The organism is Corynebacterium minutissimum (assembly GCF_000805675.1).
Classification (GTDB): domain Bacteria; phylum Actinomycetota; class Actinomycetes; order Mycobacteriales; family Mycobacteriaceae; genus Corynebacterium; species Corynebacterium minutissimum.
The window spans coordinates 40,724-66,265 of sequence record NZ_JSEF01000005.1; the positions used below are offsets into that span (position 1 = coordinate 40,724).

The 25,542-nt window shown below is 60.6% G+C and carries 22 protein-coding genes; 12 read left to right on the forward strand and 10 right to left on the reverse strand.

Annotated elements, in window-relative coordinates; all coding sequences use genetic code 11:
• Positions 1–15 precede the first annotated feature (15 nt).
• The 4 genes from NX84_RS02410 to NX84_RS12320 are packed head-to-tail and all read left to right on the forward strand — an operon-like array spanning position 16 to position 2,685.
• Positions 16–249: a hypothetical protein gene (locus NX84_RS02410; RefSeq protein WP_039673396.1), complete on the forward strand. Its 234-nt coding sequence runs from the start codon at positions 16–18 to the stop codon at positions 247–249.
• Complete coding sequence (locus NX84_RS02415; protein ID WP_052319628.1) at positions 250–1,143, forward strand: major capsid protein; 894 nt, start codon at positions 250–252, stop codon at positions 1,141–1,143. It abuts the gene before it with no gap.
• A 9-nt stretch (positions 1,144–1,152) separates the two neighbouring features.
• Positions 1,153–1,533 carry a capsid cement protein gene (locus tag NX84_RS02420; RefSeq protein WP_039673398.1) on the forward strand — a complete coding sequence of 127 codons (381 nt, stop codon included), beginning with the start codon at positions 1,153–1,155 and terminating at the stop codon, positions 1,531–1,533.
• 21 nt (positions 1,534–1,554) lie between these two features.
• Positions 1,555–2,685, forward strand: coding sequence for a head maturation protease, ClpP-related (locus NX84_RS12320; protein ID WP_052319629.1), 1,131 nt, complete (start codon positions 1,555–1,557; stop codon positions 2,683–2,685).
• A 694-nt stretch (positions 2,686–3,379) separates the two neighbouring features.
• On the opposite strand, the gene NX84_RS02430 is transcribed toward NX84_RS12320, so the two are convergent.
• Entirely contained in the window at positions 3,380–3,835 is a 456-nt protein-coding gene (locus tag NX84_RS02430; protein ID WP_039673400.1) for a DUF4442 domain-containing protein, read from the reverse strand.
• 194 nt (positions 3,836–4,029) lie between these two features.
• Between NX84_RS02430 and NX84_RS02435 the strand changes: the two genes are divergently transcribed.
• From NX84_RS02435 to nagE, 4 genes are all read left to right on the forward strand, one after another.
• Positions 4,030–4,908 (forward strand): poly(ethylene terephthalate) hydrolase family protein, encoded by an 879-nt coding sequence (locus tag NX84_RS02435; protein WP_039673402.1) that lies wholly within the window; start codon positions 4,030–4,032, stop codon positions 4,906–4,908.
• A 177-nt stretch (positions 4,909–5,085) separates the two neighbouring features.
• On the forward strand, positions 5,086–6,252 hold the full coding sequence (locus NX84_RS02440) for an N-acetylglucosamine-6-phosphate deacetylase (protein WP_039673404.1): 1,167 nt from the start codon (positions 5,086–5,088) through the stop codon (positions 6,250–6,252).
• 34 nt (positions 6,253–6,286) lie between these two features.
• Entirely contained in the window at positions 6,287–7,048 is a 762-nt protein-coding gene (gene nagB, locus NX84_RS02445) for a glucosamine-6-phosphate deaminase (protein ID WP_039673406.1), read from the forward strand.
• Positions 7,049–7,113: 65 nt separating this feature from the next.
• Positions 7,114–9,279: an N-acetylglucosamine-specific PTS transporter subunit IIBC gene (gene nagE / locus NX84_RS02450; RefSeq protein ID WP_039673408.1), complete on the forward strand. Its 2,166-nt coding sequence runs from the start codon at positions 7,114–7,116 to the stop codon at positions 9,277–9,279.
• 140 nt (positions 9,280–9,419) lie between these two features.
• Here the strand turns inward: nagE and NX84_RS02455 are convergent, their stop codons facing one another.
• On the reverse strand, positions 9,420–11,081 hold the full coding sequence (locus NX84_RS02455) for an AMP-binding protein (RefSeq protein WP_039673409.1): 1,662 nt from the start codon (positions 11,079–11,081) through the stop codon (positions 9,420–9,422).
• 163 nt (positions 11,082–11,244) lie between these two features.
• Here NX84_RS02455 and NX84_RS02460 point away from each other — a divergent pair, with 163 nt between their 5' ends.
• The 3 genes from NX84_RS02460 (at position 11,245) to NX84_RS02470 (ending at position 13,952) form a co-directional block, all read left to right on the forward strand.
• Positions 11,245–12,060: a GDSL-type esterase/lipase family protein gene (locus NX84_RS02460; protein ID WP_039673411.1), complete on the forward strand. Its 816-nt coding sequence runs from the start codon at positions 11,245–11,247 to the stop codon at positions 12,058–12,060.
• A 66-nt stretch (positions 12,061–12,126) separates the two neighbouring features.
• Positions 12,127–13,275, forward strand: coding sequence for an S-(hydroxymethyl)mycothiol dehydrogenase (locus NX84_RS02465; protein ID WP_052319630.1), 1,149 nt, complete (start codon positions 12,127–12,129; stop codon positions 13,273–13,275).
• Between the two features lie 56 nt (positions 13,276–13,331).
• Complete coding sequence (locus NX84_RS02470; RefSeq protein ID WP_039673413.1) at positions 13,332–13,952, forward strand: MBL fold metallo-hydrolase; 621 nt, start codon at positions 13,332–13,334, stop codon at positions 13,950–13,952.
• A gap of 16 nt (positions 13,953–13,968) precedes the next feature.
• Here the strand turns inward: NX84_RS02470 and NX84_RS02475 are convergent, their stop codons facing one another.
• From NX84_RS02475 to NX84_RS02510, 8 genes are all read right to left on the reverse strand, one after another.
• Entirely contained in the window at positions 13,969–14,763 is a 795-nt protein-coding gene (locus NX84_RS02475; protein ID WP_039673415.1) for a cytochrome c biogenesis CcdA family protein, read from the reverse strand.
• Positions 14,764–14,844: 81 nt separating this feature from the next.
• Entirely contained in the window at positions 14,845–15,717 is an 873-nt protein-coding gene (locus NX84_RS02480; RefSeq protein ID WP_082013886.1) for a DsbA family protein, read from the reverse strand.
• A gap of 52 nt (positions 15,718–15,769) precedes the next feature.
• The gene (gene rfbA, locus NX84_RS02485; protein ID WP_039673417.1) at positions 15,770–16,645 is read right to left on the reverse strand and encodes a glucose-1-phosphate thymidylyltransferase RfbA; all 876 of its coding nucleotides are present in this window, start codon (positions 16,643–16,645) and stop codon (positions 15,770–15,772) included.
• Between the two features lie 120 nt (positions 16,646–16,765).
• Complete coding sequence (locus NX84_RS02490; RefSeq protein ID WP_039673419.1) at positions 16,766–18,130, reverse strand: sugar nucleotide-binding protein; 1,365 nt, start codon at positions 18,128–18,130, stop codon at positions 16,766–16,768.
• A 9-nt stretch (positions 18,131–18,139) separates the two neighbouring features.
• Positions 18,140–19,135, reverse strand: a complete 996-nt coding sequence (gene rfbB / locus NX84_RS02495) for a dTDP-glucose 4,6-dehydratase (protein WP_174519881.1) — start codon at positions 19,133–19,135, stop codon at positions 18,140–18,142.
• 41 nt (positions 19,136–19,176) lie between these two features.
• Positions 19,177–20,535, reverse strand: a complete 1,359-nt coding sequence (locus tag NX84_RS02500) for a M1 family metallopeptidase (protein WP_039673422.1) — start codon at positions 20,533–20,535, stop codon at positions 19,177–19,179.
• 76 nt (positions 20,536–20,611) lie between these two features.
• Positions 20,612–21,691, reverse strand: a complete 1,080-nt coding sequence (locus NX84_RS02505; protein WP_039673424.1) for an alpha/beta hydrolase — start codon at positions 21,689–21,691, stop codon at positions 20,612–20,614.
• A gap of 38 nt (positions 21,692–21,729) precedes the next feature.
• Positions 21,730–23,253 (reverse strand): alpha/beta hydrolase, encoded by a 1,524-nt coding sequence (locus tag NX84_RS02510; protein ID WP_052319631.1) that lies wholly within the window; start codon positions 23,251–23,253, stop codon positions 21,730–21,732.
• Positions 23,254–23,906: 653 nt separating this feature from the next.
• Here NX84_RS02510 and lpdA point away from each other — a divergent pair.
• A complete protein-coding gene (gene lpdA / locus NX84_RS02515) occupies positions 23,907–25,319 on the forward strand; it encodes a dihydrolipoyl dehydrogenase (RefSeq protein ID WP_039673426.1) in 1,413 nt (470 codons plus the stop codon).
• The last annotated feature ends 223 nt before the right edge of the window (positions 25,320–25,542 follow it).

Consider the following 25,542-nt stretch of genomic DNA (forward strand, 5'->3'; position numbering starts at 1 on the left):
TATGAAGGGAGACTCATGTCTTACTCAATCCCGCTGGACTTTCGGCAAATCATGAATTGCTGCCCAGTTGACCGAAACCTCAAGCCCGCCGACGGCGTCAACCGCGAAGTCACGTTCACTGTCGCCCCGCACATCGTTGACTCGCCGTCAGTTCCCGCCTACTCGAATCCGTCCTACCTGGCGACCTGGCTTCTCGGGTATTGGGCAGGCCAAGACGAGGCAACCAACAACACCGAAGGAGATAAGTAAATGAGTTTCTACCCTGCACGCGCAGACTACAAGGACGGCGTTATCAGCATCGATGAAGCGCTCTCCAACCCAACGGTAATCGCGTCCCGAGTTGCTGAAATTGCCTCCGCCAACCTTCTCGTTGACACCATCTTCTCCAACGATGCAGGCCCGGTTGAAGGTGGCACCGTCATCTACTCGAAGACCACCGAGAAGAACTTCTACACCGACAACGACGTCACCGCCCGCCAACCCGGCGACGAGTACGCCATCGTCTACCGTGAGCGCCCCGAAGCTGAACTCGCCCGCGTAGAAGACTACGGTGGTAAGTTCGCAATCTCCGACGAGGCCCGCAAACGTAACCTCACCGTCGACTTCGACAACGACGTCACCGCACTGTCCAACACGATTCGCCGCAAGCTCAATCAGCGCGCAATGGAAACCATCGCCGCCGCCGACGAATCTGGCGAAACCAACTCCATCGCCCATACCGGCACCAAGTGGAGTGACCTTGTTCTCGAAGGAGACCCGGCCACCATCACCGCCCCAAACGAGCGGCCCACCTCGTCTATCGCTGACGCCTTCGCCATCGCAGAGACCAAGGAGTTGGGCATCACCTACAGCAAAATGTTGGTCAACCCGCTCACCAAGTCCCGAATCCTCGCAGCATACGGCCCCAACATGAAAGCCATGCTCGACACCTTCGGACTGGAACTTATCTCTTCGAACTACGTCCCGAAGGAGAAGACCTACCTCGTCGACCCCGGTAAGGCTGGCTTCGTGCGTTACGAAGAATCACTCACCGTGACCACCTGGCGCGACGAGCACCACCGCCAAACCTGGGTACAGGGCTACGCCATGCCAGTCATGGGCATCACCCTTCCCGCCGCCATCGCAACCATCAACAACGTCTAGGAGGCCACGATGTACACCAACCAAATGAAAGAACGTTTCAACCCCGGAACCGACCTCACCGCCAACGTCGACGAGGCCGTCACTGGTAAGACCTTCCTCGGATACGCCGCCGCCATGAAGCGCGGCCTTATCACCGTCGCCCCGGCCAAGCCTGGCGAAGCCGTCGCCGGTGTATGCAAGTACGACGCCAAGCCCGGCGACCTCACAGGAGTCGCACGCGGATCCGGCCGCATCGTCACCGTCACCGCCGCTGCAGCTCTTACCGCCGGTGCCGCCGTATCAGTAGGAGCTGACGGGAAAGCCGCCCCGGCTGGCGACGGCATCACTGTTGGTTGGGCTGTAGACGACGCTGACGAAGGCGACGACGCCCTCATTAGCCTGGCACACTAGCCCCAAGGAGTGGACACCAAGATGAACGAGATACTTATCTACGACGTCATCGGAGAAGGCGACAGCACCGCACACAGTGTCCGCAAGCAACTGTCCACCATGACTGGCAAAGTCACTGTCCGAATCTCAAGCCCAGGAGGCGACGCCTACCAAGGAGTCGCCATCATGAACGCCCTGAGAAACTACCCCGAGCACGTGACCACCATCGTCGACGGAGTCGCCGCCAGTGCCGCCAGCTACATCGCAATCGGTGGCGGCAACACCGTACTCATGGCACCCAACAGCGAACTCATGATTCATGAAGCTTTTCGCACCGCTAACGGCAACGCCACGCAGCTAGAGAAGATGGCCGCCGACCTCGACCGCGTATCGGCAAACATCGCCTCAATCTACGCAGAGAAAGCCGGTGGCACCCTCGACCAGTGGCGAGAACTCATGAGGGAAGAAACATGGTTCAGTGCTCGCGAAGCTGTCGAAGCTGGACTCGCTAACGGCATCAACCAGCACGCAACACCCGCCGCTCATACCGACGTGAAGGTCTACGCCCTGGCGCAGAACTACCGATACACAGGACGCGACAACGCGCCCAAACCAAACCTGACACAACTCCGAAGGAGCCGAACAATGGGAATCTTCGATAACTTTTCCCGCAACGAAACCACGCCCGAAGCTGCAGCGCCATCGTTCAGCGAAGGACAGTGGGAAGAACTCGCTAGCCTACTCAACCTTGACGTTGAGTCAGCCACCATCGACGACGTCATCACCACCATCAAGGACATCATCGCCGCCGGTAAGAAGCTCTCCGAAACAAGCCAAGAAGAAGCGGCCCTGAACATCCTCAACCACGCCGCCGAAGCGCCCGTCACCGTCGACCGACGAGTCTGGCGAGAGATGCAAGAAGCGATCCATCGTGGCGTGACAGCACGCGACCAAGACGACCGCCTGGCCGCTGAACAAGTCGTTAACCAAGCAATCCGAATCGGCAAGGTCTCACCCACCCAACGAGAAGACTGGATTAAAAGCTACCTCAACGACCCCGATAACACGGTTCGCGCCATGAACCAGCGTGAGGAAATCCCCCGCGTTGAAATTGGTCATGGCCGCTCACCTGACTGGGAGAACAACGACACTCCGCAAGGTTGGGTTCGCTAACAGTCGTCTTCCCTGAGCTCTCGCGCCTCACCGGCACGGGAGCTCTTTTTAATCCCCCGCGCTGGAATCTTAGGCGGGTTGGCCGGCTGACTCTGCCCCGTCTGCCCTCGAGTCAGCCCGTCTCTCTCCGCACACTGTTGACAGATTTTTCGGGCCTGTGTGGCTACGAAATGGCTACACTCGCTAGAAATTGGGGGAAATTAAGGGATAGTCAGCGAAACTAAAAGACCTGTTAAAGTAGGGTTTCTGACTGTCTTGGTTCCCCATATTCTTTCTCGTAATGAGAAGGTCGCGAGTTCGATTCTCGCAGGCGGCTCCATTAGGCCCGGCTAGGACAGTGTTCCAGCTGGGGTATTTTCCTATCGTCACCGGCTACTAAATCGGCCTAAACAACACGTTTTGTCGTTTAGGCCTGTCTTGCAGGCCAAGGTGAGAACAAAGTAAAAATGCCAACCCTCGGAGCAAAGGAATTCTCAGGCCGAAGCCCTACTCCCATTCGGGAACCCAGCTTTATCCTTCTCGGGTTGACGTTGTGCCTCAAGGATAATTGGGCGCGAGGCCTTCCACAACACATAACTTCCCGGTGTGGACAAAATGGAATCAAACTACCAGGTAAACTCGGCGCCAGAATTTTTGGGAAATACTCCGGTAACCCCAGCATCTGCGACGACGCGCAGGCTTTCGCACTCGCTGCTTATTTCTGCTTGCGTCGGTAATACACCTGCCGGCGCACATGCGCGACGACGTCGCCTTCCTCATCAAGGATGTCCACGTCGAACCAATGCAGGTACTTCCCGCCGTTGGCCGTCTTTTCTTCGATGAGTGCGTAGGTCTCCTCGGGGATACGCATATCGGCGGTGACCGTGCCGCGGCCGGGTTTCAGGTACTTAATCTCACCAGCGGCATCCCAAATGCGGTACTCCTTGCCCAGACGGTGCATGGAGGCGAGCATGAAGAATGGATCCGTCATGGCGGAGAGCGTGCCGCCGAAGGCCACGCCCATGGCGTTCTTGGTCAGCATGTTCGGCCTGTGGCTGACAACGACGCGAGTCCCATCATCAGCGAATTCCTTGATCCTTATGCCCGCGCCTAAGAAAGGTGGCCAGAATCCCATGAAGCGCTTGAGCTGGCGTGCAGAAAAGTGGGCCATGAGGATAGCTCCGTGTGAGTTGTGGGTCAGGTGGGCTAAATGGCGTCAACTCTACCGTTGCGGGATGAGGAGCGCTCGTACTTTATTCTCCGCAAGTGCTTCCCTTCGGGGTGAGTTAGGTCGTGCGCTGTGTACAGGAAAAAGTAGTGCTAGCGCTAGTGCCTTTCGCTCTTTTGAACATCACAATGTAGAGCATGAAAAAGCTTGTGATTGGCATGATTGCCGTGGTGGCCGTGATTGTGGTGGCGTTTGTCGGGTTTGTGGGATTCATGCAGTGGGTCGATGCAGATAGCGTGACCGGTGATGACGGCGTGGCTGCTGGCTATAACGCTGAAACGGGTGGCCCGCTGGAAGCGTCGTTCGCGGACGAGGGGCCACACGAGGTCGACGTGCGGCGTGACGGTGATGTGACCGTTGCGGCGCCGACGGGTGCGGGACCGCTTCCGGCGGTGGTCATGGCTAATGGCACGAACACGCCGCTGAGCAGCTACCTACCCGTGGCGGAGCACTTGGCTAGTTGGGGGTTCGTGGTTGTCGGCGATGAGACTCCCCACACCGGAACAGGGGAGAATGTCGTGCAATTACTCGAGCGATTGCCGGAACTGGATTCTCGCGTGGACCGATCACGGGTCGGTATTTTCGGACACTCACAAGGTGGTGCAGGTGCCATCAACGCTGCGGCACAAGTGGAGGTAGCAGCTGTGTATGCGGCGAGCCCGGCCTCCCACAAAGTGGCACAGTCCAATGACTGGGACTACAACACAGCCGACGTAGAGGAACCGCTTTTCCTGATGACGAGTGATGGCCGCTCGGACCGCTGGTTTGTTAGCCCGTGGGAAGACCTCCAGGAGAACTTTGACGCAGCTGGTGGTCCGGCAATCATTGCCCGCCGCCTGGGCGCGGACCACAAAGACGTTTTAGAGCTCGGGGACGGTTACGCGACCGCGTGGTTCCGCTACATTCTTGCTGATGATCCTGATGCACGAGATGTGTTCGTTGGCGTTTCAACGGCGAGCGCTGGTGAGCTGGCGAGCAACGAGCTCTGGGGCCGAGTGGATACCCGCGGCTGGTAGTCCCCGGGGCCTTTCGCCATCCCGCGTGGTGTACCGAACATACTAAAAAGCAACCTGTGCTCACACCCCCCTCAAAAGTAGGCGTGGTTCACAAAAACCGGCAGCCCTGATAAATTTCAAATGAATTATCAACCGGGCTGCGCCACGCCAGCCTGTACAAGCAGAATCGAATGAGTCATGCAGGCAGAGGCAACTAAGATTCAAGGCCACGTGGAAGGCCTCTACATCGATGAGAACTTCGAGCTGCGCGCTGGGGCCGTCACGTTTGGGAAGAACATTGAGGGCATAGCGCTTGGCGACGTCCCCGCAGCCGAGGCCGCATGGCGCGCCGGGGACCCGGATGCGTTGCTGTGGGTGCCCGGTTTCGTAGACCTGCACAACCACGGCGGCAACGGCGGGGGATTCCCGAACGGTGACTATGAACAGTGCTTGGCCGCTGCCCGCTTCCACCGCGCGCGGGGGACGACGACGCTGCTGGCCAGTATGGTCTCCGGGACTCAATCTGAGCTGTGCGCGCGGGCCGAGCTTTTGGCCCAGCTGGCTGAAGAAGGCGAAATCGCCGGCATCCACATGGAAGGCCCCTTCATCGCGGCGGCCAAGTGCGGCGCGCAGGACCCTTCGCGCATCGTGCCGGGCGACCCGGACTTCTTCCGCGCGGTGATTGAAGCAGCCAGCGGCCACCTGCGTTCGATTACCTTTGCGCCGGAAACGGAAAACGCTGACAAGCTGCTCGAAGTCTGCGCGGAGCACAACATCATCGCCAGCCTGGGGCACACCGAGGCCGATTATGACACCACGCTGAAGGTTATCGCTAAGGCAAAGGAGCTCGGCGTCACCGTGACCGGCACACACCTTTTCAATGCCATGCCCTCCATCCACCACCGCGCGCCGGGCCCGGTGGCCGCCTTGCTCGCCGCGGCGAAGGCGGGCGACGTGGCCGTCGAGCTCATCGCTGATGGCGTGCATCTTGTCGACGGCACCGTGGACATGGCCTACAACCCCCGCTCCTTCGCGGTGACGGATGCCATGGCGGCCGCCGGTATGGCCGATGGTGACTATGAATTGGGCTCCCTCCCTGTCTCCGTGAGTGGGGGAGTAGCGCGCGTGTCCAGCGGTGCTATCGCGGGCGGCACGTCCACCTTGTCCCAGCAATTCGCTAGCTTCGCCGCGCGCCATGGTCTGGGCGAGGCAGTGCGTTTTACTTCCACCACGGCCGCGGATGTGCTGGGGCGCAAAGATCTAGGCCGAATCGCGGTTGGCGCGCGCGCCAACCTGGTGGGCCTCAATGCTCAGCTGGAGCCGGTGCGCGTCATTGTCGGTGGTACCGAATTTATAAACTCTTAAAACAACACTCTCGCTCATATCAGGAAGGCAGATTATGGACATCCTTATCCGCTCTACCCCAGCCGAGGTCGCCGTCGCGGCTGCCGATATCCTCGCACGCTACGCCAACAATTCCGCCACCCTGGGCCTAGCCACGGGTTCCACCCCGGTGGCTACCTACAAGGAGCTCATCGCCCGCCACGAGCGCGGTGAGGTGAGCTTCGCCGGCAGCCGGGCTTTTCTTCTCGATGAGTACCTTGGCCTTCACCCCGAACATGAGCAGTCCTACTACGCCACCATCCGCCGTGACTTCACCAGCCACGTCGATTTCGATGATGCCTTGGTCAAGAGCCCAGAAGGCAGCGCTGCCGACCCCGTGGCAGCCAGCGCCGCCTATGATCAGGCCATCCGAAATGCCGGTGGTGTCGATGTCCAGTTGCTAGGCATTGGCGCGAATGGCCACATTGGCTTCAACGAGCCGTCGAGCTCCCTGACGTCCCGCACCCGTGTGGTGGCGCTGCACCCGCAGACCGTGAAGGATAACTCCCGCTTCTTCGACAACGAGGAAGACGTTCCACGCCACGCACTCACGCAGGGCCTCGGCACGATTAGCGAGGCCCGCCACCTGCTCCTCATCGCCACTGGCAGCAATAAAGCCAACGCGGTGCACGCGATGGTCGAAGGTCCACTCTCGGCGCACTGCCCTGGCTCGGTACTGCAGCTGCACCCGCGCGCGACCGTCATCGTTGATGAAGCCGCTGCCTCCCTCCTGGAGGACCGCGAGTACTACCTCTACGCGGACCAGAACCGTCTGTAGGAAAACTTCAGCCAGACTTCTCTTTCTAATTTCATACTTCTCCCTTTCAGAAAGGACTCTCCCCTATGAAATTCAATGTGATGGGGCCGCTACAGCGGCTCGGAAAAGCCCTCATGGGTGCCGTGGCGGTGTTGCCCGTCGCGGCGATCCTCAGTGGTGTTGGCTACTGGATCTCCAGTGCCGCTGGCTCGGAGAACCTCGCCGCCCAGCTGCTCATTAGCTCTGGCGACGCGGTGCTGGCCAATCTGGGTTGGATCTTCGCCATCGCGATTTCCTTCGGCCTGGCCAAGGATTCCAACGGTGCTGCCGCGCTCTCGGGCTTTTTGGCCTTCGCCACGTTCATGAAGCTGCTGGGGCCCGACGCCGTGGCCGGCTACCGCGGCATCGAAGACCCCACGGCGCTGACTGGTGATGAAGCACTGGAGTGGGCCGCGGAAGGCTGGAACGCCGTGGGCGGCGGCAACGTCCTCTTCGGCATCCTCGCCGGCATCATGGCCGCCTGGGTATATAACCGCTTCCACGCCACCAAGCTGCCGGACTTCCTGGCCTTCTTCTCCGGACGGCGCCTTGTGCCGATTCTCACCGCCATTTTCGCCATAGTGGTCTCCGGCATCCTCTACTTCGTGTGGCCGTTCATCTACCACGCACTGTTCAACTTTGGTGCCTCCATCCAAGGCCTGGGTGCTGCAGGCGCTGGTATCTACGGTGTGGCCAACCGCCTGCTCATCCCGACGGGCCTGCACCACGCGCTGAACTCCGTCTTCTGGTTCGATGTCATCGGTATCAATGACATTGGCAATTTCCAGAGTGGCCAGAAGACCATCGAGGCAGCAGCCGCCGCCACCTCCGCCGCTGATTGCCCGGGCATCTGGGCCAATGGCCAGTGCACGGTCGAGGGCGTCGTGGGCCGCTACCAGGCTGGATTCTTCCCCGTCATGATGTTTGGTCTGCCGGGCGCGGCTCTTGCCATGTACCTGCGCGCGGATAAGAGCAAGCGCAAGGTCGTCGGCTCGCTCATGGCTGCTGGTGCTCTGGCTTCCTTCTTCACCGGCGTGACCGAGCCGCTGGAGTTCTCCTTCATGTTCGTTGCCCCGCTGCTCTACGTCGTGCATGCGCTCCTCATGGGTCTCTCCGTCTTCATCGCCGCAGCTATGGAGTGGACCGCCGGCTTCGGCTTCTCTGCCGGTTTCGTGGATATGCTGCTTTCCTCGCAGAACCCGCTGGCGAACAAGTGGTACATGCTGCTGGTCATGGGCATCGCCTTCTTTGCCCTGTACTTTGTCATCTTCTACTTCCTCATCGGCTGGCTCAATCTCAAGACCCCGGGCCGCGGTGAGGACGATGCTGCCGCAGAGTCCACCGAGGATTCCGGTAGCGGTGATGACAAGACCGCAGTTGACGCCGCCCGCATCATCGAGGGGCTTGGCGGCAAGGACAACATTGATTCTCTGGACTACTGCACCACGCGCCTGCGCGTCGGTGTGAAGGAGCGCGCGCTTGTTCGCGACTCCCTGATCAAACGCGCCGCCGTCTCCGGCGTGATCCATCCCTCGGAGAAGAGCGTCCAGGTCATCGTGGGCCCGGCTGTGCAGTTCATGTATGACGAGGTCAACCACCAGCTGCGCCACGGATCCCCGGCCCTGGCCACTGCTGGCCCTGCAAGCGCAGCGGGTGCCGCGGGTACTGGAGCCAGCGTGCCTGCCAGCGCCGAGGGCGCCAGTAACAGCAGCGCTTCTTCTAGCAATTCCCACATCGAGGCCGAAGGTATCGACGTGCGGGCACCGTTCGCCGGAGACGTCGTCGAGCTCTCCCAAGTTCCGGATGCGTCCTTTGCACAGGGCATGGTCGGCGAAGGTTTTGCGGTGATGCCGGATGCCGTCGATGCCTTCGACGTCTGCGCCCCCGTAGACGGCACCATCACCATGATCTTCAAGACGCGCCATGCCTTCGGCATGCAGACCAAGGACGGTGTCGACCTGCTTATCCACATCGGTATCGACACCGTGGAGCTCAAGGGCGAAGGATTCACGGCCCTGGCCAAGAAGGGCGATACCGTCACCGCCGGCACGCCGATCATCGCGGTGGAGGCAAGCAAGCTGCGCGAGCGCGGCGTCAATCTCATCACCCCGGTGGTGTGCCCGACGGCCAAGCAGGTCGCCGGCATCGACCTCGCCCGCGAGGGCCATGCCCTGCCAGGCGAGGTCGCAGCAACCATCAAGCGCAGCAGCTAACCTGATTCGGCTTTAGCCCAGACATAAAACTGCCCTAGTTGCCAAAACCAGCGGTGCTCCATGCGGTGAGGAGCGAAGGTTTTGGCAACTAGGGCAGTTTTGGCTTGGGGGTTCTATGCCTTGAGAAAAATGAGCGTGGATTAATCAGTGCTTCTTAGCAGGCGCGGCACCACCTTGCCCGTGGCATTGCGCGGCAACTTGTCCAGGAAGTGGACGTCGCGCGGCACCGAATGGTCGGCGAGGTTCTCGCGGACCCAGGTGCGGATGGCGTCGGCAGTCACGGCGTTGCCCAACGCATCACGGGTCGTCACGGCCCACACGGCGATGCGCTGGAAGGTGGTCTCATCCTCCACGCCGCCGGCATGTACCTCCGCGATGCCCGGCATGGCCTCAAGCACCTCGGTCACTGACTGTGGGTGCACGTTTTCACCGCCGACGATGATCATGTCATCCGCGCGCCCCACCACATGGAGGTACCCGTCGGGGTCGATATAGCCCAGGTCCCCGATGGAAATGAGCCCATCAACCTTATTGAGCGGAATCTTCGGGTTGGTGTAGCCAATGAGCGCGGTGGAATTGGTCAGGTAAATCTCACCGACCTCACCGCGGGGAACCTCGTTGCCGTCCTCATCCAGGATGCGCAGTTTGGTGCCGGAGGCAATCTTGCCGCCGATGGTGGGGTCTTTGGCCACCTCCTCCATGCTGGCGGTCGACGCCAGCGCGAGCTCCGTCGAACCATAGACATTGCACAGAATCGGGCCGAAGCGCTCGTGGGTTTCCTTGACAATCTCCGGGGTCAGAGCATGACCGGCCGAGGCGATGAACTGCAGGCTCGAGGTATCGAAGCTGGAATCCGGGTCCGCCTCAACCATTTGGCGGAAGAAAACGGGGGAGGACAGCAGGCCATCGAGCTGGTAGCGCTGAATGTCATCGAGCGCGGCCGTCGGGTCAAAGACGCGTCGGGTCACAATGGTGTTGCGTAGGCCTAGCGCAATGTTGATGCAGGCCCAGCCCCACGTGTGGAAAATAGAAGCGGTCATCTGCACCTTCTGGTTCGCACGCCACGGCACCGAGCCCACGATGGAGGCCACGACCACCGGCAGCGTCGGTTCCGGGCGCATGATGCCCTTGGGAATTCCGGTGGTGCCGGAGGACATGAGCACGATATGTCCGTGCTGGGGCCAGGCGGGAAGCTTGTGCTTCTCGACGTCCCGCGGGCGCATCACAATCTGGCGCAAAGTAGGGGCCGCAGCCAGCATCGCCGGACGATCAACACCGGATTCGTGAGCGATGACGACGGAAAGGCCTTCGGGGAGGTCGCCAGCGGGGTAAAGGCGGTCAATGAACTCATCATCGATGACGAGCACGTTGATGCGGTTTTCCTCGATGCAGCCGGCCAGCTGCTCCGGGGAGGAACCCACGTTGAGGAGGAAGATGTGCGCGCCCGCATAGCCCTTGGCTGCCAGCGGGGTAATGATGCCGCGGCCGTTGCGGGCCATGACGCCCAGGCGAATTTCGTCGAGGTTTTTCGAGAGCAGCCAGCGCGCGAAGGTCTGGGAGTGATCGCGGAGTTGGCGGTAGGTGAGGGCCCCGTTGTCGTCGATAAGCGCCAGGCGTTCTGGGCAGGTTAGGTAGGCCTGCTCGACCTCTCGGGCGGTGGTGAAACGGTAGCGTGCCAAGACAGGCAGGGTCGCGGCCCAAGCGCGGGGCCCGCCGGCGGGGCTGATGAGGCCGGCGTGGAAGAGCGAGGGGATAAATCGCGCGACCGCGGTGGCGTGGAAGGTGATATCAGAAAGCTTCATAAGATTCTCGTGGTGGGGTAGAGGCGATAGGGAGGGGATAGAAAGGCTGTCGAACAGAGCAATATGTTAAAGGTGTTGCTATTGTTGCATAAGCTTCAATCGTTAGCTTAGTCTATTATGGTTTCGGTCTAGAACATACTCTTTCCCGAAAGGAACTCGTCACGTGAAGTCTACTCAGCGCCTCGCGGCCCTCTGCGCAACCCTCCTCGTGGCAGTCGGCCTGTCCCAGGTTCCCCAGGCGGCGGCTGCGGAACGCAACCTCGTTGCCTTTGGTGACTCCGTCCTGGCAGACCCGCAGGTGGATACCTACCTCTCCTCACGCTTGGGCTCGTCCGGCCGCAACCCCAGCCTGGATTGCCCATCCGGCAATAACTTTGCCAAGCGTACCGCCGCCAAGCTGGGCATGCCGGTGGCAGATTTCTCCTGCTCCGGTGCAGTATCGATGTCCCAGGGCCCGCAGATGAACGCCCAGGTTGATGATGCAATCCGTCGTGGCAAGCTCACTGCTGAGACTCAGCGCGTGATCTACGCCGGCGGCTTCAATGACACCTACAACAACGCTGGTTTGTCTGACAAGGACCTGCGTGCCCGCTTTGTTGGTGCAAATGCGCCTATCATCCACAAGATTCGCGCTGCTGCGCCGAATGCTCGCATTCAGATTGTGGGTTACCCAACCATCGGTTCTGGTGACCGCTACTGCCTTATCCATGTTGGCCCTAAGCCGGCCGATGCCACCGCTTTGCCGATGGTCCAGCGCTACGAGAATGTCACGCAGTGGATGCAGGTGGACCTGGCGCACGCGACCGGCACAGAGTTTGTGGACATGAAGCCGATGACGTGGGACCGCGGCATGTGTGCGGATGCTGACAAGCGCCTGTGGGCAGGCCTCGTGGACTTCTCTGCAGGGCCGGGCAACCTGCCGCTGCACGTCAATGCGCGTGGTCACGAGTTTGTGGCCAACCACCTCGCCAGCTTCTAAAGGCGAACTCGAATTCCCTCTGGGCCCGGGCGACGTTGCTCGGGCCTTTCGCGTACCCTCGCGGGCATGACTGTTAATGAAAATGTAAATGAAAATAGCTCCCAGCAAGGTGCGGAGGTTGTCCGCGGCGTCATTGCGCGCGCGAAGGGCGAGCCCGTCGAGACCGTCAACATCGTAGTTCCCGCCCCCGGTGAGCACGATGTCATCGTCAAGGTGCAGGCATGCGGTGTCTGCCATACCGACTTGGCCTACCGCGATGGTGACATCGAGGATGCTTTCCCCTTCCTGTTGGGCCATGAGGCGGCGGGCGTCGTCGAGCGCGTAGGTTCTGCCGTTAGCCACGTTGAGGTTGGTGACTTCGTCATCCTGAATTGGCGCGCGGTGTGCGGTGAGTGCCGTGCATGTAAGAAGGGCGAGCCGAAGTACTGCTTCAATACCCACAACGCGTCCGCGAAGATGAAGCTCTCGGATGGGGATACAGACGCCGGTACCGAGCTCACCCCGGCGCTTGGCATTGGTTCCTTCGCCGAGAAGACCCTGGTCCACGAGGGCCAGTGCACCAAGGTGGAGGAGACCGACCCGGCCGCGGCGGGCCTGCTCGGCTGCGGCATCATGGCCGGACTGGGTGCGGCCGTCAACACCGCTGACATCCAGCTAGGCGAGTCTGTGGCTGTCTTCGGTTGCGGTGGTGTGGGCACTGCTGCGATTGCCGGCGCGAAGCTGGCCGGTGCGGCGAAGATTATTGCTGTGGACCTGGATGAAACCAAGCTGGCGACCGCCCAGGAATTCGGCGCTACCGACACTATTTGCGGCAAGGACCTCTCCGAGGATGAGGTAATCGAGGCCGTGCGTGAGCTTACCGACGGCTTCGGCACCGACGTCACCATTGATGCTGTGGGTATCCAGCCCACGTGGCGCCAGGCTTTCTACTCCCGCGACCACGCCGGCCGCATGGTGATGGTGGGCGTTCCCAATCTCACCGACCATGTCGACATCCCTGCCATCGACCTCTATGGCCGGGGCGGTTCCATCAAGCCGGCGTGGTACGGCGACTGCCTGCCGGAGCGTGACTTCCCGGCTTACGTATCCTTGTCCAAGAACGGCCAGTTCCCGCTGGACAAGTTCGTCTCCGAGCGCATTGCGCTGGACGACGTCGAAGAGGCCTTCGGCACCATGAAGGCTGGCAAGGTTCTGCGGTCCGTCGTCGAATTCTAAAGACAGCCGAATTCTTACAGGCACGAGCTTTACCTCAGCCCGGAAAGGAACCCGAAATGAAGATTGAACAGTTTGTCACCTCTGGCAAGTTCCGCCTTGATGGCGGCGAGTGGGACGTGGACAACAACGTCTACATCGTCTCCGGTGGCCAGGAGCTCTACATCGTGGATCCGGCACACGACGCCGCACGCATCTACGACGAGGTGGGCGAGCGCTCCGTGACGGGCGTGCTGCTCACGCACGCGCACAACGATCATTGCGAGCTCGCACCCGAGATTGCTGAACACTATGGTGTGCAGCTCTACCTCCACCCCGACGATGAGCAGCTGTGGCGCGAGACCCATGCGGAAGCTGATTACGTCGCGCTGGAGGATAATCAGATCTTCAAGATTGGTGGGGAGGACCTCGTGGTCTTCCATACTCCGGGCCACTCCCCGGGCTGCGTCGTGCTGTACGACGCCGCCGATAGCACCCTGCTCTCCGGTGACACCCTGTTCAACGGTGGCCCGGGAGCCACGGGCCGCAAGTACTCCGACTTCGACGTCATCATCGAGTCCCTGCGCAACCGCGTGCTCAACCTCCCGCCGGAGACCCGCGTCCTGCCGGGCCACGGCGATGAGACCACCGTGGGCGCGGAAGCTGCCCGCATCGATGAGTACGTCGCCCGCGGCTACTAACTCTTAAACGCCGGCCCTAGGCCGGCGTGCGGGCAGCCTTAATGCCCACCGCCACCGTGGCGGTAAGGGACAGGCCGAACCAGACCCAGGCATCCGCCACGCCTTCGCTGAAGCTGCGAGCCTTCTCCTGCACCGCGAACTGCGCATCCGTGCTCAGTACCGCGGGCAGTGTCGCGCTGCCGTAACTGACAATGAACAGCGCGCCGATGAGCACGAAGAAGGCGCCCGACACAATGGACACGGTATTCGTGTGCACAGGGCCAACAGTGACCTCGCGTCCGCGCAGCCACCGCCACGAACCGACGTCGAGGCGCTCCCACAGCGCAGCCAGCAAGAAGAGCGGCGCGGCCATGCCCGTGGCATACGCCACCATGATGATCCCGCCATAGAGTGCGCTGCCTGATGCAGCCGCCGTGGTGAGAACAGCACCCAATAGCGGGCCCGCGCAAAAACCGGCAAAGCCATACACCGCACCAAGCAGAAACACCCTGCCCCGGGCTTTTCCGGAGAGCGCATCCATGCCGGGAATGCGGAAGCCACCGCCCAGCGCGGTAAAGATTCCCAGGGCGATAATAATCCAGCCCGCCACCGTGATGACTTGGCTGCGATACTGCGCGAGCAGGGCAGCCAATCCCATGCCGATAGGCACGAGCGTGGTGCACAGGCCTAGGAAGAACACCAGGGTCTTGACGAGCAGCTGGCGCTGCGACTCAAAGGCATAGGCAAAGAAGGCCGGTACCAACAGCGCTGAGCACGGGCTGATCAAGGTCAGCACACCGGCGATGAGGGCGCCGAAAATTCCGATGCTCATACGCTCACCCCCACCGCATAACCGCCCAGCAGCCCAGTCAGAAGGACGAGCGCGATGAAGACCCACACAATTAGCGGCGGCTTATCCATTGGCTGCCTTTCCCAGCTGCTCTTGGATGATCTGCTCAAATACCTCGGGCGGCTGTGCGCCACCGACGAACTGGTCTCCCACCACGAATGCCGGAGTTCCCGTAATGCCAATCTGGGAAGCATAGCGAGTGGCCGTCTCGATGACCTCCGTGTAGGTATCGTCCGTGGCCTGCTGGCGGAACTTATCCAGGTCTGCAACGCCGGCTTGCTTGGCAAAAGTCATGAAGTCGTCGATGTCGAACTCCGGGTGGCCGCTGATGTCCTTGCTGGCGGTGTAGAGCTCGTGCTTGAACTCCGCGAACTTGCCTTGTGCTGCGGCAGCGCGCCCAGCCTTGGCGGCCTCGATGGCGGCAGGGCCGTTGACGGGGAAGTCATTCCACTCAATGCGCACCAAGCCCTTCTCCACGTACTTGGAGAGGATATCCGGCTCGGTCACATTGGCGTGGCGGGAACAGAACGGGCACTCGAAGTCGGAGAACTCTGAAATCACCACGGGGGCATCCACCGCACCAATGGCGAAAGGATCATCCTCCTTCTTGCGGTGCACCGACGTGATATCCCCGGACTTGGTGTCACCGCCGGGGCCGAACGTCATCGGGTCGCCCATCCCGTCGGAGAATTTCGTGCCGGGGGTGGCCTTGGAGGCGTCGGCAGCCAGGTCTTCATTGGAGTCCGTAGGGGCGGCGCTGGTCTGTACCTGCTCAGCGCCCTGTGCTGCGTTATCCTTTCCTGCATTGCGCTCACCCAGCAGGAAGCCAATGACGACCACCAAGAGAAGGATGACCACCAGCATTCCCCACACGATGGGGCTGACCGTGGACAGGGCTGACTTGCGGGAGGATGAGGACTCGCGTGAATTCGGCATGCCGTTACCTTAACCGCTACGCGCCGCCGTGCCAGAGTAGGGGTGAAATTAATTAGTTGGGACGGCCCTCGTCGGCAGCTGTGAGAAGGTAGTGGCCGTAGCCAGACTTCAGGAGAGGCTGAGCCAGCGCGGTAAGCGCTGCGGCGTCGATGAAACCTTCTGCAAACGCGGCTACTTCTGGCGAGCCGATGACTGTTCCGGTGCGCTTTTGCATGACTTCCACGTACGCGGAAGCCTCGCTCATCGAGTCCACCGTTCCGGTATCCAGCCACACGTCACCGCGCTGCATGCGTTTGACTCGGAGCCGTCCGCGGCGCAAGTATTCCTCGTTGACTGCGGTGATCTCTAATTCCCCGCGCGCGCTGGGCTTAATGCCTTTCGCGATCTCCACCACCGAGTTGTCATAGAAGTACAACCCCACCACAGCGTGATTGGATTTTGGGGTGGCGGGCTTTTCTTCAATGGAGAGGGCTTGGCCGGTCTCGTCGAAATCGACGACGCCATAGCGCTGTGGGTCGGAGACCTCGTAGGCAAAGATGATGCCGCCTTCGGGGCGGCGGCACTCATTAAGTGCAGTGGAGAAGCCGTGGCCTTCGAAGATGTTGTCACCCAAGACGAGTGCCACGTCGTCATCAGCGATGAAGTCTTCCGCAATGAGGAAGGCCTGGGCCAAGCCTTCTGGGCGCGGCTGGACCGCATAGTGGAGCATGAGGCCCAGCTGGGAGCCATCACCCAACAGGCGCTTGAAGGCGTCCTGGTCCTCCGGGGTGGTGATGATGAGGATCTCCCGGATACCGGCCTGAATCAGGGTGGTCAGAGGATAGTAGACCATCGGCTTGTCGTAAATGGGCATGAGCTGCTTCGAGATGCCCTTGGTGATGGGGTAGAGGCGCGTGCCGGAACCGCCAGCGAGGATGATGCCCTTCATGAGGTTTAAGCTTAACGGAGGAGGGCCCAGCGCTGGGGTGCGGCGGCGCGGGCTGGGGGAACATAACACTTAACTTCCCACTTAACATAACACGTGGGAAGTTAAGTGTTATGTTGAGTGTTATGCTGGGTAAAGTCCCAGGTAGAGGGCCAAAGCGGCCCGCCAATTCATCGGTGTGAAGCCGGTGGCTTCAATCTTGGATAAATCGAAAGTAGACTCCTTCGGGCGGGGAGCCTCGGGTCCAGCAATCTCGCGGTATTGCTCGGTGCTCACCGGCGTGACATCGGCGGGGTCCTGGCCCACGCCGGTGAAGACGGCCATGGCAATCTCATCGCGGCCCACGACGTCACCGGAGTTGGAGATGTTGTAGACGCCGTACGCGGCTTCGGTCTTGAGCAGGTGAATGATGCCCTTGGCCAGGTCCTCGGCAAAGGTGGGGCGCCCGCGTTGATCGTGGATGACGGAGGGCTTTACTCCCTTATTTGCCAGCGAGCGCATCGTGGACATGAAGTTGGCGCCATCACCGAAGACCCACGATGTGCGGATGACATAGTGGCGCGGAGCGGTTTGCGCGGCGGTATCGCCCGCGGCTTTCGATGCCCCGTAGGCCGAGAGAGGCGAGGGCAGCTCATCTTCGGAGTGCACCTCTTGAGCACCATCAAAGATGTAGTCGCTGGAGACGTGCACCAAGGTGAGATTGTTTTCCGCGGCAATGCGCGCGAGCTTCGCTGGCGCATCGGCGTTGACTGCCCAGGCCGCGGCGCGATCCTCTTCCGCGCCGTTGACGTCGTTATAAGCCGCGCAGTTGATGATGGCGGAATACTGCTTCCACGCGCGGGCAGGTGGGGTGGTGATGTCGAAGTCCTCGTGCCCGCAGAACTCCACCTGGCCCAGACCAGCGGAGGGCAGGAACTTCTGCAGTGCGCGGCCCAGCTGCCCGTTGGCGCCGGTGACGAGGATGCGGCGAGGGGGCATGGGGGAGACGTCGCCAAGCGCGGCGTGGTCCCTGTCCTTATCGGAAATCTCCGTCGGTTCCAGCGGCCAGTCCACCATGTCGAGGTTGACGCAGGTGTACTCCGCATCCGGGGACCAGTGGTCATTGACCAGGTAGGAGTAGGCGCAGGCCTCCAGCGCCTGGAATCCGTTGGCCACCCCACGCGGGACGAACACGGCCGTGTCGGGGCCAATCTCGTGGGTCACCAGCTGGCCAAAGGTGGCCGAGCCCTCGCGCAGATCGCACCATGCGCCGAACACCCGGCCAGACGCCACGGAGACGAACTTATCCCAGGGCTCCGCATGTAGGCCGCGCGTGACACCTTTCTCCGCATTGAAGGAGACGTTATTTTGCACCGGCTGGAAATCCGGCAGACCCGCTGCCACCATCTTTTCGCGCTGCCAGTTCTCCTTGAACCAGCCACGGTTATCGCCGTGGACGTCGAGTTGAACAATGAGCAGGCCCTCAATGGCCGTTGTCTGCACCTTCATGATTGTTCTTTACTGTCCTTGCTTGGCGTAGTTGGCTTCGACTTCTTCCTTGCCCGCGCGCCACCAGTCCTCGTTAGCGCGGTACCACTCGATGGTGGCGGCGAGGCCCTCCCGCAGGTCCGTATAGCGCGGGGTCCAGCCCAGTTCGCGGCGCAGCTTACTGGCGTCCATGGCGTAGCGCTGGTCATGGCCCGGGCGGTCCGCCACGTGGATGTAGTTCGCTCGGTCGCCGTCAGTAGCCCCCATGAGCTCACAAATCATCTCGATGACCTGGCGGTTATTGGTATCCTCCTGGTCGGCGCCGATGTTATACGTCTCACCAATCTGCCCGCGGTCCAAGATGGCGAGTACGGCCTCGTTGTGGTCATCCACGTGAATCCAATCCCGCACCTGCTCGCCGGTGCCATAAAGCTTGGCCGGCTGGCCCAGGAGCAGATTAGTGATCTGCCGCGGGATGAATTTCTCAATGTGCTGGTAAGGGCCGTAATTATTGGAGCAATTCGAAATAGTTGCCCGCAGCCCAAAGCTGCGTACCCATGCGCGCACCAAGTGATCCGAGCCGGCCTTCGTGGCCGAATAGGGCGAGGAAGGGTTATAGGGAGTTTCCTCGGTGAAGTAGGTATCCGCGCCAATCTCTAGGTCCCCGAAGACCTCATCGGTAGAGACGTGGTGGAAGCGCACATCGTGGCGGCGGCAAGCCTCCAGCAGCACGAAGGTGCCCATCACGTTGGTGTGGAGGAAGGGCGAAGGATCCCGCAATGAGTTGTCATTGTGAGACTCGGCGGCGAAATGGACCACGACATCAGCGTGGGCCACGAGCTTGTCGACGACCCCCTCATCCGCCACATCGCCCACCACAAGCGTGGCATCCACGCCGGCGAGGTTGGCGCGGTTGCCCGCGTAGGTGAGCTTATCGAGGACGGTAATCTTCACCTCTGGCCGCTGCTGGGCGACGAGTCTGACGAAGTTTGCCCCAATAAAACCGGCGCCGCCGGTCACAAGCATTCTGCGCATGGTGCTCAAGTGTAGGGCATGGCGGCGCAGTTTTAAGCCGGGAACTTAGGCAGCGCCTCGTGGTTGAGCCACTCATCCAGAAGAGCATCCACAGCAGCGGGATCAACAGCCACCGCACGCAGACGGCTGATGAGGTCCTCCGGGGTCACCGTCGAATGCTGTGCGGCGGAGAGGTACTCACGAACCGTGAGGAAGAAGATCTCATCACCCAACAGCCGACGCAGCGCATGGACGGTCAGCGCGCCGCGCTTATAGACGCGGTCATCAAACATGTCGCGCGTGCCCGGGTCACTCAGAACAATGTCTTGCCGCTTGCGGGCCAACACCTGGTAATGCGAACGTGCAGAGTCATGCGCCGGGCGGCCATGGGCATGCTCGCGCCACAGCCACTCGCTGTAGCAGGCAAAGCCCTCATTGAGCCAAATATCCTTCCACTCACGCAGACCTACGGAGTTGCCGAACCACTGGTGGGAAAGCTCATGAGCGATGAGGCGCTCGAAGACGTGATCACCTTTGACGTGGTTGGATCCGAAGATGGACAGGCCTTGGGCCTCCAGCGGGATTTCCAGCTCATCATCGGTGATGACAACCTGGTAGTCGGGGAAGGGATACTCGCCAAAGAGACCGGAGAAGAAGTCCAGCATCTCCTGCTGCTGAGCAAACTCATCCAGCACCAGCTGCTTCAGGCGGGCTGGGGCCCAAGCGCGGACGCTGCGGCCGAGGGTGATTTCCATGTACTCGCCTACCTGCACTGTGGCGAGGTAGGTCGCCATCGGGTGCGTCACGCGGTAGTGCCAGCGCGTCATGGAACCACCCGAACGGCGGCGGGAGACCAGCGTGCCGTTGGAGATCACGATGAAAGGATCATCCGCGGTGATGCGGATATCGAAGGTGGCCTTTTCACCAGGGGTGTCATCACACGGGAACCAGCTCGGCGCGCCGTTAGGCTGGCTTGCGACGAGCGAGCCGGAATCAGTCTCCTCCCACCCAATCTCGCCCCACGGCGTGCGCAGCGGGCGCGGCGAGCCGCCGTAGCGGATATGCAACTCGAATTCTTGGTCTTCCGTGATGGTGTCCGCAAAACTCAAGCGCAGCTTTCCGGCGGACAAGCGGTGGCGGGCCACGCGCGGGGCATTTTTCGCGGTAACGCGGCGAGCAACCATGGCTCCACCGAGATCCAACGTGAGCTTATCCAGCTCTTCCAATGCGCGGATATGCAGTACCGCGGTGCCTTGGAGCATGTTGGGCTCCACGCGGTAGGTCAGGTCCAAATCATAATGGGTAACCTCAAACCCGACGTTGAAGTCCACTCCCGTATAGCTATCCCGAGTGTGCGCGGCGGTTCCGTGAGCGGCGGTGATATGCGAAAGGGCGGTGGAGAGCAGCTTCATAATGCCGCTATCCTACCGTCCTTATCCCGCAAGACCGAAAAGCTTGGGGTTCTACGTGAAGGCCTCCACAGAAAGTTTAGGAGTTGAAGGCCGCCTCAAACGTAGGCCAGGACTTCTCCAGATCATCAGTCCAACCCGGCCAAGAGTGGGTACCAACATTGCGGAAGTTGTAGGTGGCCGGAATGTTCTGCTTATCCAGCTTCGCCTTGAGCATGTGGGTGCAGTGGTTGACGCCGGCCTCAATGACGCCACCCTCAACCTGCAGCTGGGCGGAGCCAACGAAGGCAGCTGCCGGGTTGTAGCCCTTGCTAATCCAGTAGGACGGGGTGTCCTTCTCACCGGCCAGGCCGCTGGCGGAGGAAATGTACAGGTCGGTTCCGCGCAGCTTCTCCGAGTTCATGAGGGCATCGTTGTAGCGGTTGTACGGCGAGCCCATCGGGCCCCACATCTGCTCCGGCTGTGCACCGCCACGGTTGACGGTCACGCGCAGGAACTCGTACTCCAGCGGGTAGGCAGTCGCGGCACACCCGGCGAAGGAACCCGCAGCATCATAGAAACCCGGGTTGTGCTGCGCCAGCAGCAGCGAGGACGTGGCGGACATGGACATGCCGGCGATGGCGCGCTTGTTGTTCGCGTTGAGGCGCTGCTCCAGCGGTCCCGGAAGTTCCTTGGTCAGGAAGGTTTCCCACTTCTGTGGGCCCTTGAGGTACTTGCCGTTCGGGTCTTCCTGCCAGTCGGTGTAGTAGGAGAACGCGCCTGACTGTGGGATAACCACATTGACGTCCTTGTCCGCGTAAAAGTCCACCACATTAGAGTTGGCCAGCCAGTCCGTGTCCTGCTCGGCAGAGCCAGCGCCGTTGAGCAGGTAGATGGTGGGGCGGTCCGGGTTCTTCGCTGGAATAACGGCCAGCGGAATAACGCGGCCGTTCATGGACGGCGACGTGGCCTGCAGCTTCAGCAGGCGCGGATCATCCTTGTAGCGGTCGTACCACTTCTGGCCCTCTACCTCGGGAGTAGGCTCCAGGTCCGACACGGTGGACAGTGCGGCATCACCTGCAACCTCCTGCGGCTTTAGGGTGGCAGCACCCGCAACGGGGCTGACCAGCGCGGCTGCGGTGAGCGCGCCGACGGCGAGAAGAGAGCTAAGACGCTTCATGGGGATCCTTATTCGACAATTGTTATGGCGAGTTGAGCTTACTGCTCAGTGGCTTCAGGGTCGACCTTCGGGGCTGTATCAGAGTCGACCGGCAAGGAGTCAGCGGGGGCAGCAGGGTCTGCCTCTGCCTTAGCCTTGTCCGTATTCTGCTTATCGGCATCATCCGCCTTGGCGTTAGCGTCCGACTCAACGTCAGCATTCTCGACGGCATCTGCCTCAGCCTCAGATTCAGTCGCAGCGTCCTTGTCAGCTGGTGCATTCAACGCGCTGTCCGACGTCCCGCCGCTTACCGGCTCCACCGGAAGATCGAAAGCACGGGCAAAGGTAGGCCACGAGGAGTTGATGTCATCGAGCCAGCCCGGCCACGAGTGCGTACCGGTCTCACGGAAGTTGAAGTCCGCGTCGACGCCTTCGCGGTTGAGCTTTGCCCGCAGGTCGTGGGTACACGCGTTCATAGCTGCCTCGATGACGCCACCTTCAATCACCAGAGTCGAGGAAGACTTGAAGGCCTGGGCGGAGCCCAAACGGTCAATCTTGGAAGAACCCATGTCGGTTGCGCCGGCGAGGCCAGAGTTAGCAGAGACATAGACCTGGGAATTGCCCATGTTGTTCTTCGTGGCGTTGATGAGGCCATCGTTGTAGCGGTTGTAATCCCCACCCTTCGGGCCCCACATCTGCGTGGTGCTTCCGCCACCGCGGTTCACGGTGAGCTGCGAGTAGAAATTGGGCAGCGGGGTCGAGGTTGCCGCACAGCCAGAGTAGGAGCCGATGGCGTCGTAGAAATTCGGGTTGTGCTGAGCCAGCACCAGCGAAGACGTAGCGGACATGGACATGCCGGCGATGCCACGCTTGCCGTTAGCGTTGATGTGCTCCTCCAGCGGTCCCGGAAGCTCCTTGGTCAGGAAGGTTTCCCACTTCTGCGGGCCTTTAAGGTAGCCGCGGTTTGGTGAGGTAATCCAGTCGGTGTAGTAGGAGAAGGCACCTGCCTGTGGGATAACGACGTTGACGTTGCGGTCACCGTAGTAGTCATCCAGATCCTGGATTCCATCCTTGTTCGGATCCAGGTCTTGGCCAGCCGTAGACACCAACCAGTCCATACCCTGTTCGGCGCCACCAGCACCGTTGAGCAAGTAGAGGGTAGGGCGGGAGGAATCGAACGTTCCGTCCGGAGTGACGACAGCCAGCGGCACCTGGCGGTCCATGGCAGGCGCAGTAGCGTTGAGCGCCTTGACGTTCTGGCGGTAATCGGCGTACTTCAAGATGAAGCCCAACCACTGCTTTTCGTCTGGAATTTTGTTGATGTTGACGTCCTCAAACTTCACATTCTTTCCGATGGAAGCTTCATACTCCTCGCGGGAAGGAACTGGCTGACCGGCGTCATTTTTGGGGAGGTACTCCTCAATTTCGCCGTAGACATCGAGTTCAGAAATGGTGGACGGCGTTGCCTCCCCACGAATCTGCTCCGGAGTGACGTCGGATGCGCTGGCGATAGGGGAGGACACGGCGCCGAGGGCAAGGGCTGAGGCCGCTGCCAGCGTCGTGAGAGAGCGCGCGAACTTCATAGGGTCTCGCTTTCTAAGTGATGAGCGGAATGTAGGGCAAGTCTAAAAGATGCTCTGGATATCCCCTTCAACAATCTGCAACTGCGCAGGCAGAAAGGTAAATCCGCACCCTCAAGATGAGGGTAACGAGTTTAAACTTACCAAGTTATTGAAGTTATTGGTGGTATTGAAGTTAAAACCGTGTCATAATCTTCACGCGCACTGTCACGCGTCATGTAACGCCGCGGGCGTCTCATTCGCTAGAGGTGCTAGATGCTGTGACTACGTCCGCGGTGCCGCCGCGCTGCGGAACCTAGCCGCATGAGACTCCCTTACGCCAATAGAAAGCAGAACAATGAACTTCTTTGACACCATCCTCGTCACCATCAACCAGGTGCTGGGCCAGTTTGTCCACTCCGGTTCTTCCACGTCCTCGAAGGCCGCACTGGACTGGGGCCTCTACTAAGGAGCGCCGCGCAGCGCCAGCCCTCACCCATATTTCACGTGGTGAGGGCTTTTCCGATCCGACTTTCCCCACGGGTGGGGTTAAAGCCGACGTAGGGGCTAGGCCCTGCGATACCTCTTGCCCTTCATGACCGCGTCGTCGTTCACGTCACCCCACACATCGTGGGGGTGGTGAGACATCAGGCACAAAGTTCCGTATTCTGTAGGGCGTGACTAATGAACATTTTGACGTTGTAGTACTCGGCGCGGGCCCCGGCGGCTACGTGTCCGCCATCCGCGCTGCCCAGCTGGGCAAGAAGGTTGCTGTTATTGAGAAGCAGTACTGGGGCGGTGTCTGCCTCAACGTGGGCTGCATCCCCTCCAAGGCGCTGCTCAAGAACGCAGAGGTTGCGCACACCTTTAATCACGAGGCCAAGGCCTTCGGTATCTCCGGCGATGTCTCCTTCGATTTCGGCGTAGCGCACAAGCGCTCCCGTAAGGTTTCTGAGGGCATCGTCAAGGGCGTGCACTACCTGATGAAGAAGAACAAGATTACGGAGATTAATGGCCTCGGCTCCTTCAAGGACGCTAAGACCATTGAGATCACCGAAGGTGATGACAAGGGTAAGACCGTTACCTTTGATAACTGCATCATCGCCACGGGTTCCGTCGTTCGCTCCCTCCCGGGCGTGGAAATTGGCGGCAACATCGTGTCCTTCGAGGAGCAGATTCTTAACGACGACGCTCCGGACTCCATGGTGATTGTCGGCGCTGGTGCCATTGGCATGGAGTTTGCCTACGTTCTGGCCAACTACGGCGTGGACGTGACCATCGTGGAGTTCATGGACCGCGTTCTACCGAACGAGGACAAGGATGTTTCCAAGGCCATTGCCAAGGAATACAAGAAGCTCGGCGTGAAGCTCCTGACGGGCTACAAGACCACCGCAATCAAGGACAACGGCGACAACGTCACCGTTGAGGTGGAGTCCAAGGACGGTTCCAAGACCGATACCCTCACCGTGGATCGCTGCATGGTCTCCATCGGCTTCGCTCCGCGCACCGAAGGTTTCGGCTTGGAGAACACCGGCGTTGAGCTCACTGAGCGCGGCGCTATTGCTATCGACGACTACATGCGCACCAACGTTGATGGCATCTACGCCATCGGTGACGTCACCGCGAAGCTGCAGCTCGCCCACGTGGCTGAGGCGCAGGGCGTTGTCGCTGCCGAAGTTATCGCCGGCGCTGAGACGCAGCTGCTTGGTGATTACATGAACATGCCGCGCGCTACCTTCTGCAACCCGCAGGTTGCCTCCTTCGGCTACACCGAAGAGCAGGCGCGTGAGAAGTTCGCTGACCGTGACATCAAGGTTGCCACCTTCCCGTTCTCCGCTAACGGTAAGGCAGCGGGCCTCAACGAGACTGCTGGATTTGTGAAGCTCATTGCCGATGGTGAGTTTGGTGAACTCATTGGCGGCCACATGGTTGGCTCCAACGTGTCTGAGCTGCTTCCGGAGCTGACCCTGGCGCAGCGCTTCGACCTCACCGCTGAGGAAATCGGACGCAACGTCCACACCCACCCGACTCTCTCTGAGGCCATGAAGGAAGCTGCCGAGGGCATCGGCGGCCATATGATCAACCTCTAAAAGAGCGGTCAATCTTCCGGTCAGCGCGTCTAGCCTGGGCTGAGCCACCCGGCTCAGACGAGGCGGCGCTGGCGGGGGTCAGGCAACGCACAAACTCCCCCTCATCCCGATAGGAATCGGAGGTGAGAGGGAGTTTGTTGTTATGTCGCTGTGGTGCCGAAGCACCTCAGCGTGTCCTTCTTACTTGAAGAGGTTTGCGGACAGGGCAAACGGTGCGCTCACA

Excerpts from the sequence above, each read along its gene's own strand:
- NX84_RS02410 (WP_039673396.1), top strand. The coding sequence starts at position 16 with ATGTCTTACTCAATCCCGCTGGACTTTCGGCAAATCATGAATTGCTGC.
- NX84_RS02415 (WP_052319628.1), top strand. The coding sequence starts at position 250 with ATGAGTTTCTACCCTGCACGCGCAGACTACAAGGACGGCGTTATCAGC.
- NX84_RS02420 (WP_039673398.1), top strand. The coding sequence starts at position 1,153 with ATGTACACCAACCAAATGAAAGAACGTTTCAACCCCGGAACCGACCTC.
- NX84_RS12320 (WP_052319629.1), top strand. The coding sequence starts at position 1,555 with ATGAACGAGATACTTATCTACGACGTCATCGGAGAAGGCGACAGCACC.
- NX84_RS02430 (WP_039673400.1), bottom strand. The coding sequence starts at position 3,835 with ATGGCCCACTTTTCTGCACGCCAGCTCAAGCGCTTCATGGGATTCTGG.
- NX84_RS02435 (WP_039673402.1), top strand. The coding sequence starts at position 4,030 with ATGAAAAAGCTTGTGATTGGCATGATTGCCGTGGTGGCCGTGATTGTG.
- NX84_RS02440 (WP_039673404.1), top strand. The coding sequence starts at position 5,086 with ATGCAGGCAGAGGCAACTAAGATTCAAGGCCACGTGGAAGGCCTCTAC.
- nagB (WP_039673406.1), top strand. The coding sequence starts at position 6,287 with ATGGACATCCTTATCCGCTCTACCCCAGCCGAGGTCGCCGTCGCGGCT.
- nagE (WP_039673408.1), top strand. The coding sequence starts at position 7,114 with ATGAAATTCAATGTGATGGGGCCGCTACAGCGGCTCGGAAAAGCCCTC.
- NX84_RS02455 (WP_039673409.1), bottom strand. The coding sequence starts at position 11,081 with ATGAAGCTTTCTGATATCACCTTCCACGCCACCGCGGTCGCGCGATTT.
- NX84_RS02465 (WP_052319630.1), top strand. The coding sequence starts at position 12,127 with ATGACTGTTAATGAAAATGTAAATGAAAATAGCTCCCAGCAAGGTGCG.
- NX84_RS02470 (WP_039673413.1), top strand. The coding sequence starts at position 13,332 with ATGAAGATTGAACAGTTTGTCACCTCTGGCAAGTTCCGCCTTGATGGC.
- NX84_RS02475 (WP_039673415.1), bottom strand. The coding sequence starts at position 14,763 with ATGAGCATCGGAATTTTCGGCGCCCTCATCGCCGGTGTGCTGACCTTG.
- NX84_RS02480 (WP_082013886.1), bottom strand. The coding sequence starts at position 15,717 with ATGCCGAATTCACGCGAGTCCTCATCCTCCCGCAAGTCAGCCCTGTCC.
- rfbA (WP_039673417.1), bottom strand. The coding sequence starts at position 16,645 with ATGAAGGGCATCATCCTCGCTGGCGGTTCCGGCACGCGCCTCTACCCC.
- NX84_RS02490 (WP_039673419.1), bottom strand. The coding sequence starts at position 18,130 with ATGAAGGTGCAGACAACGGCCATTGAGGGCCTGCTCATTGTTCAACTC.
- rfbB (WP_174519881.1), bottom strand. The coding sequence starts at position 19,135 with ATGCTTGTGACCGGCGGCGCCGGTTTTATTGGGGCAAACTTCGTCAGA.
- NX84_RS02500 (WP_039673422.1), bottom strand. The coding sequence starts at position 20,535 with ATGAAGCTGCTCTCCACCGCCCTTTCGCATATCACCGCCGCTCACGGA.
- NX84_RS02505 (WP_039673424.1), bottom strand. The coding sequence starts at position 21,691 with ATGAAGCGTCTTAGCTCTCTTCTCGCCGTCGGCGCGCTCACCGCAGCC.
- NX84_RS02510 (WP_052319631.1), bottom strand. The coding sequence starts at position 23,253 with ATGAAGTTCGCGCGCTCTCTCACGACGCTGGCAGCGGCCTCAGCCCTT.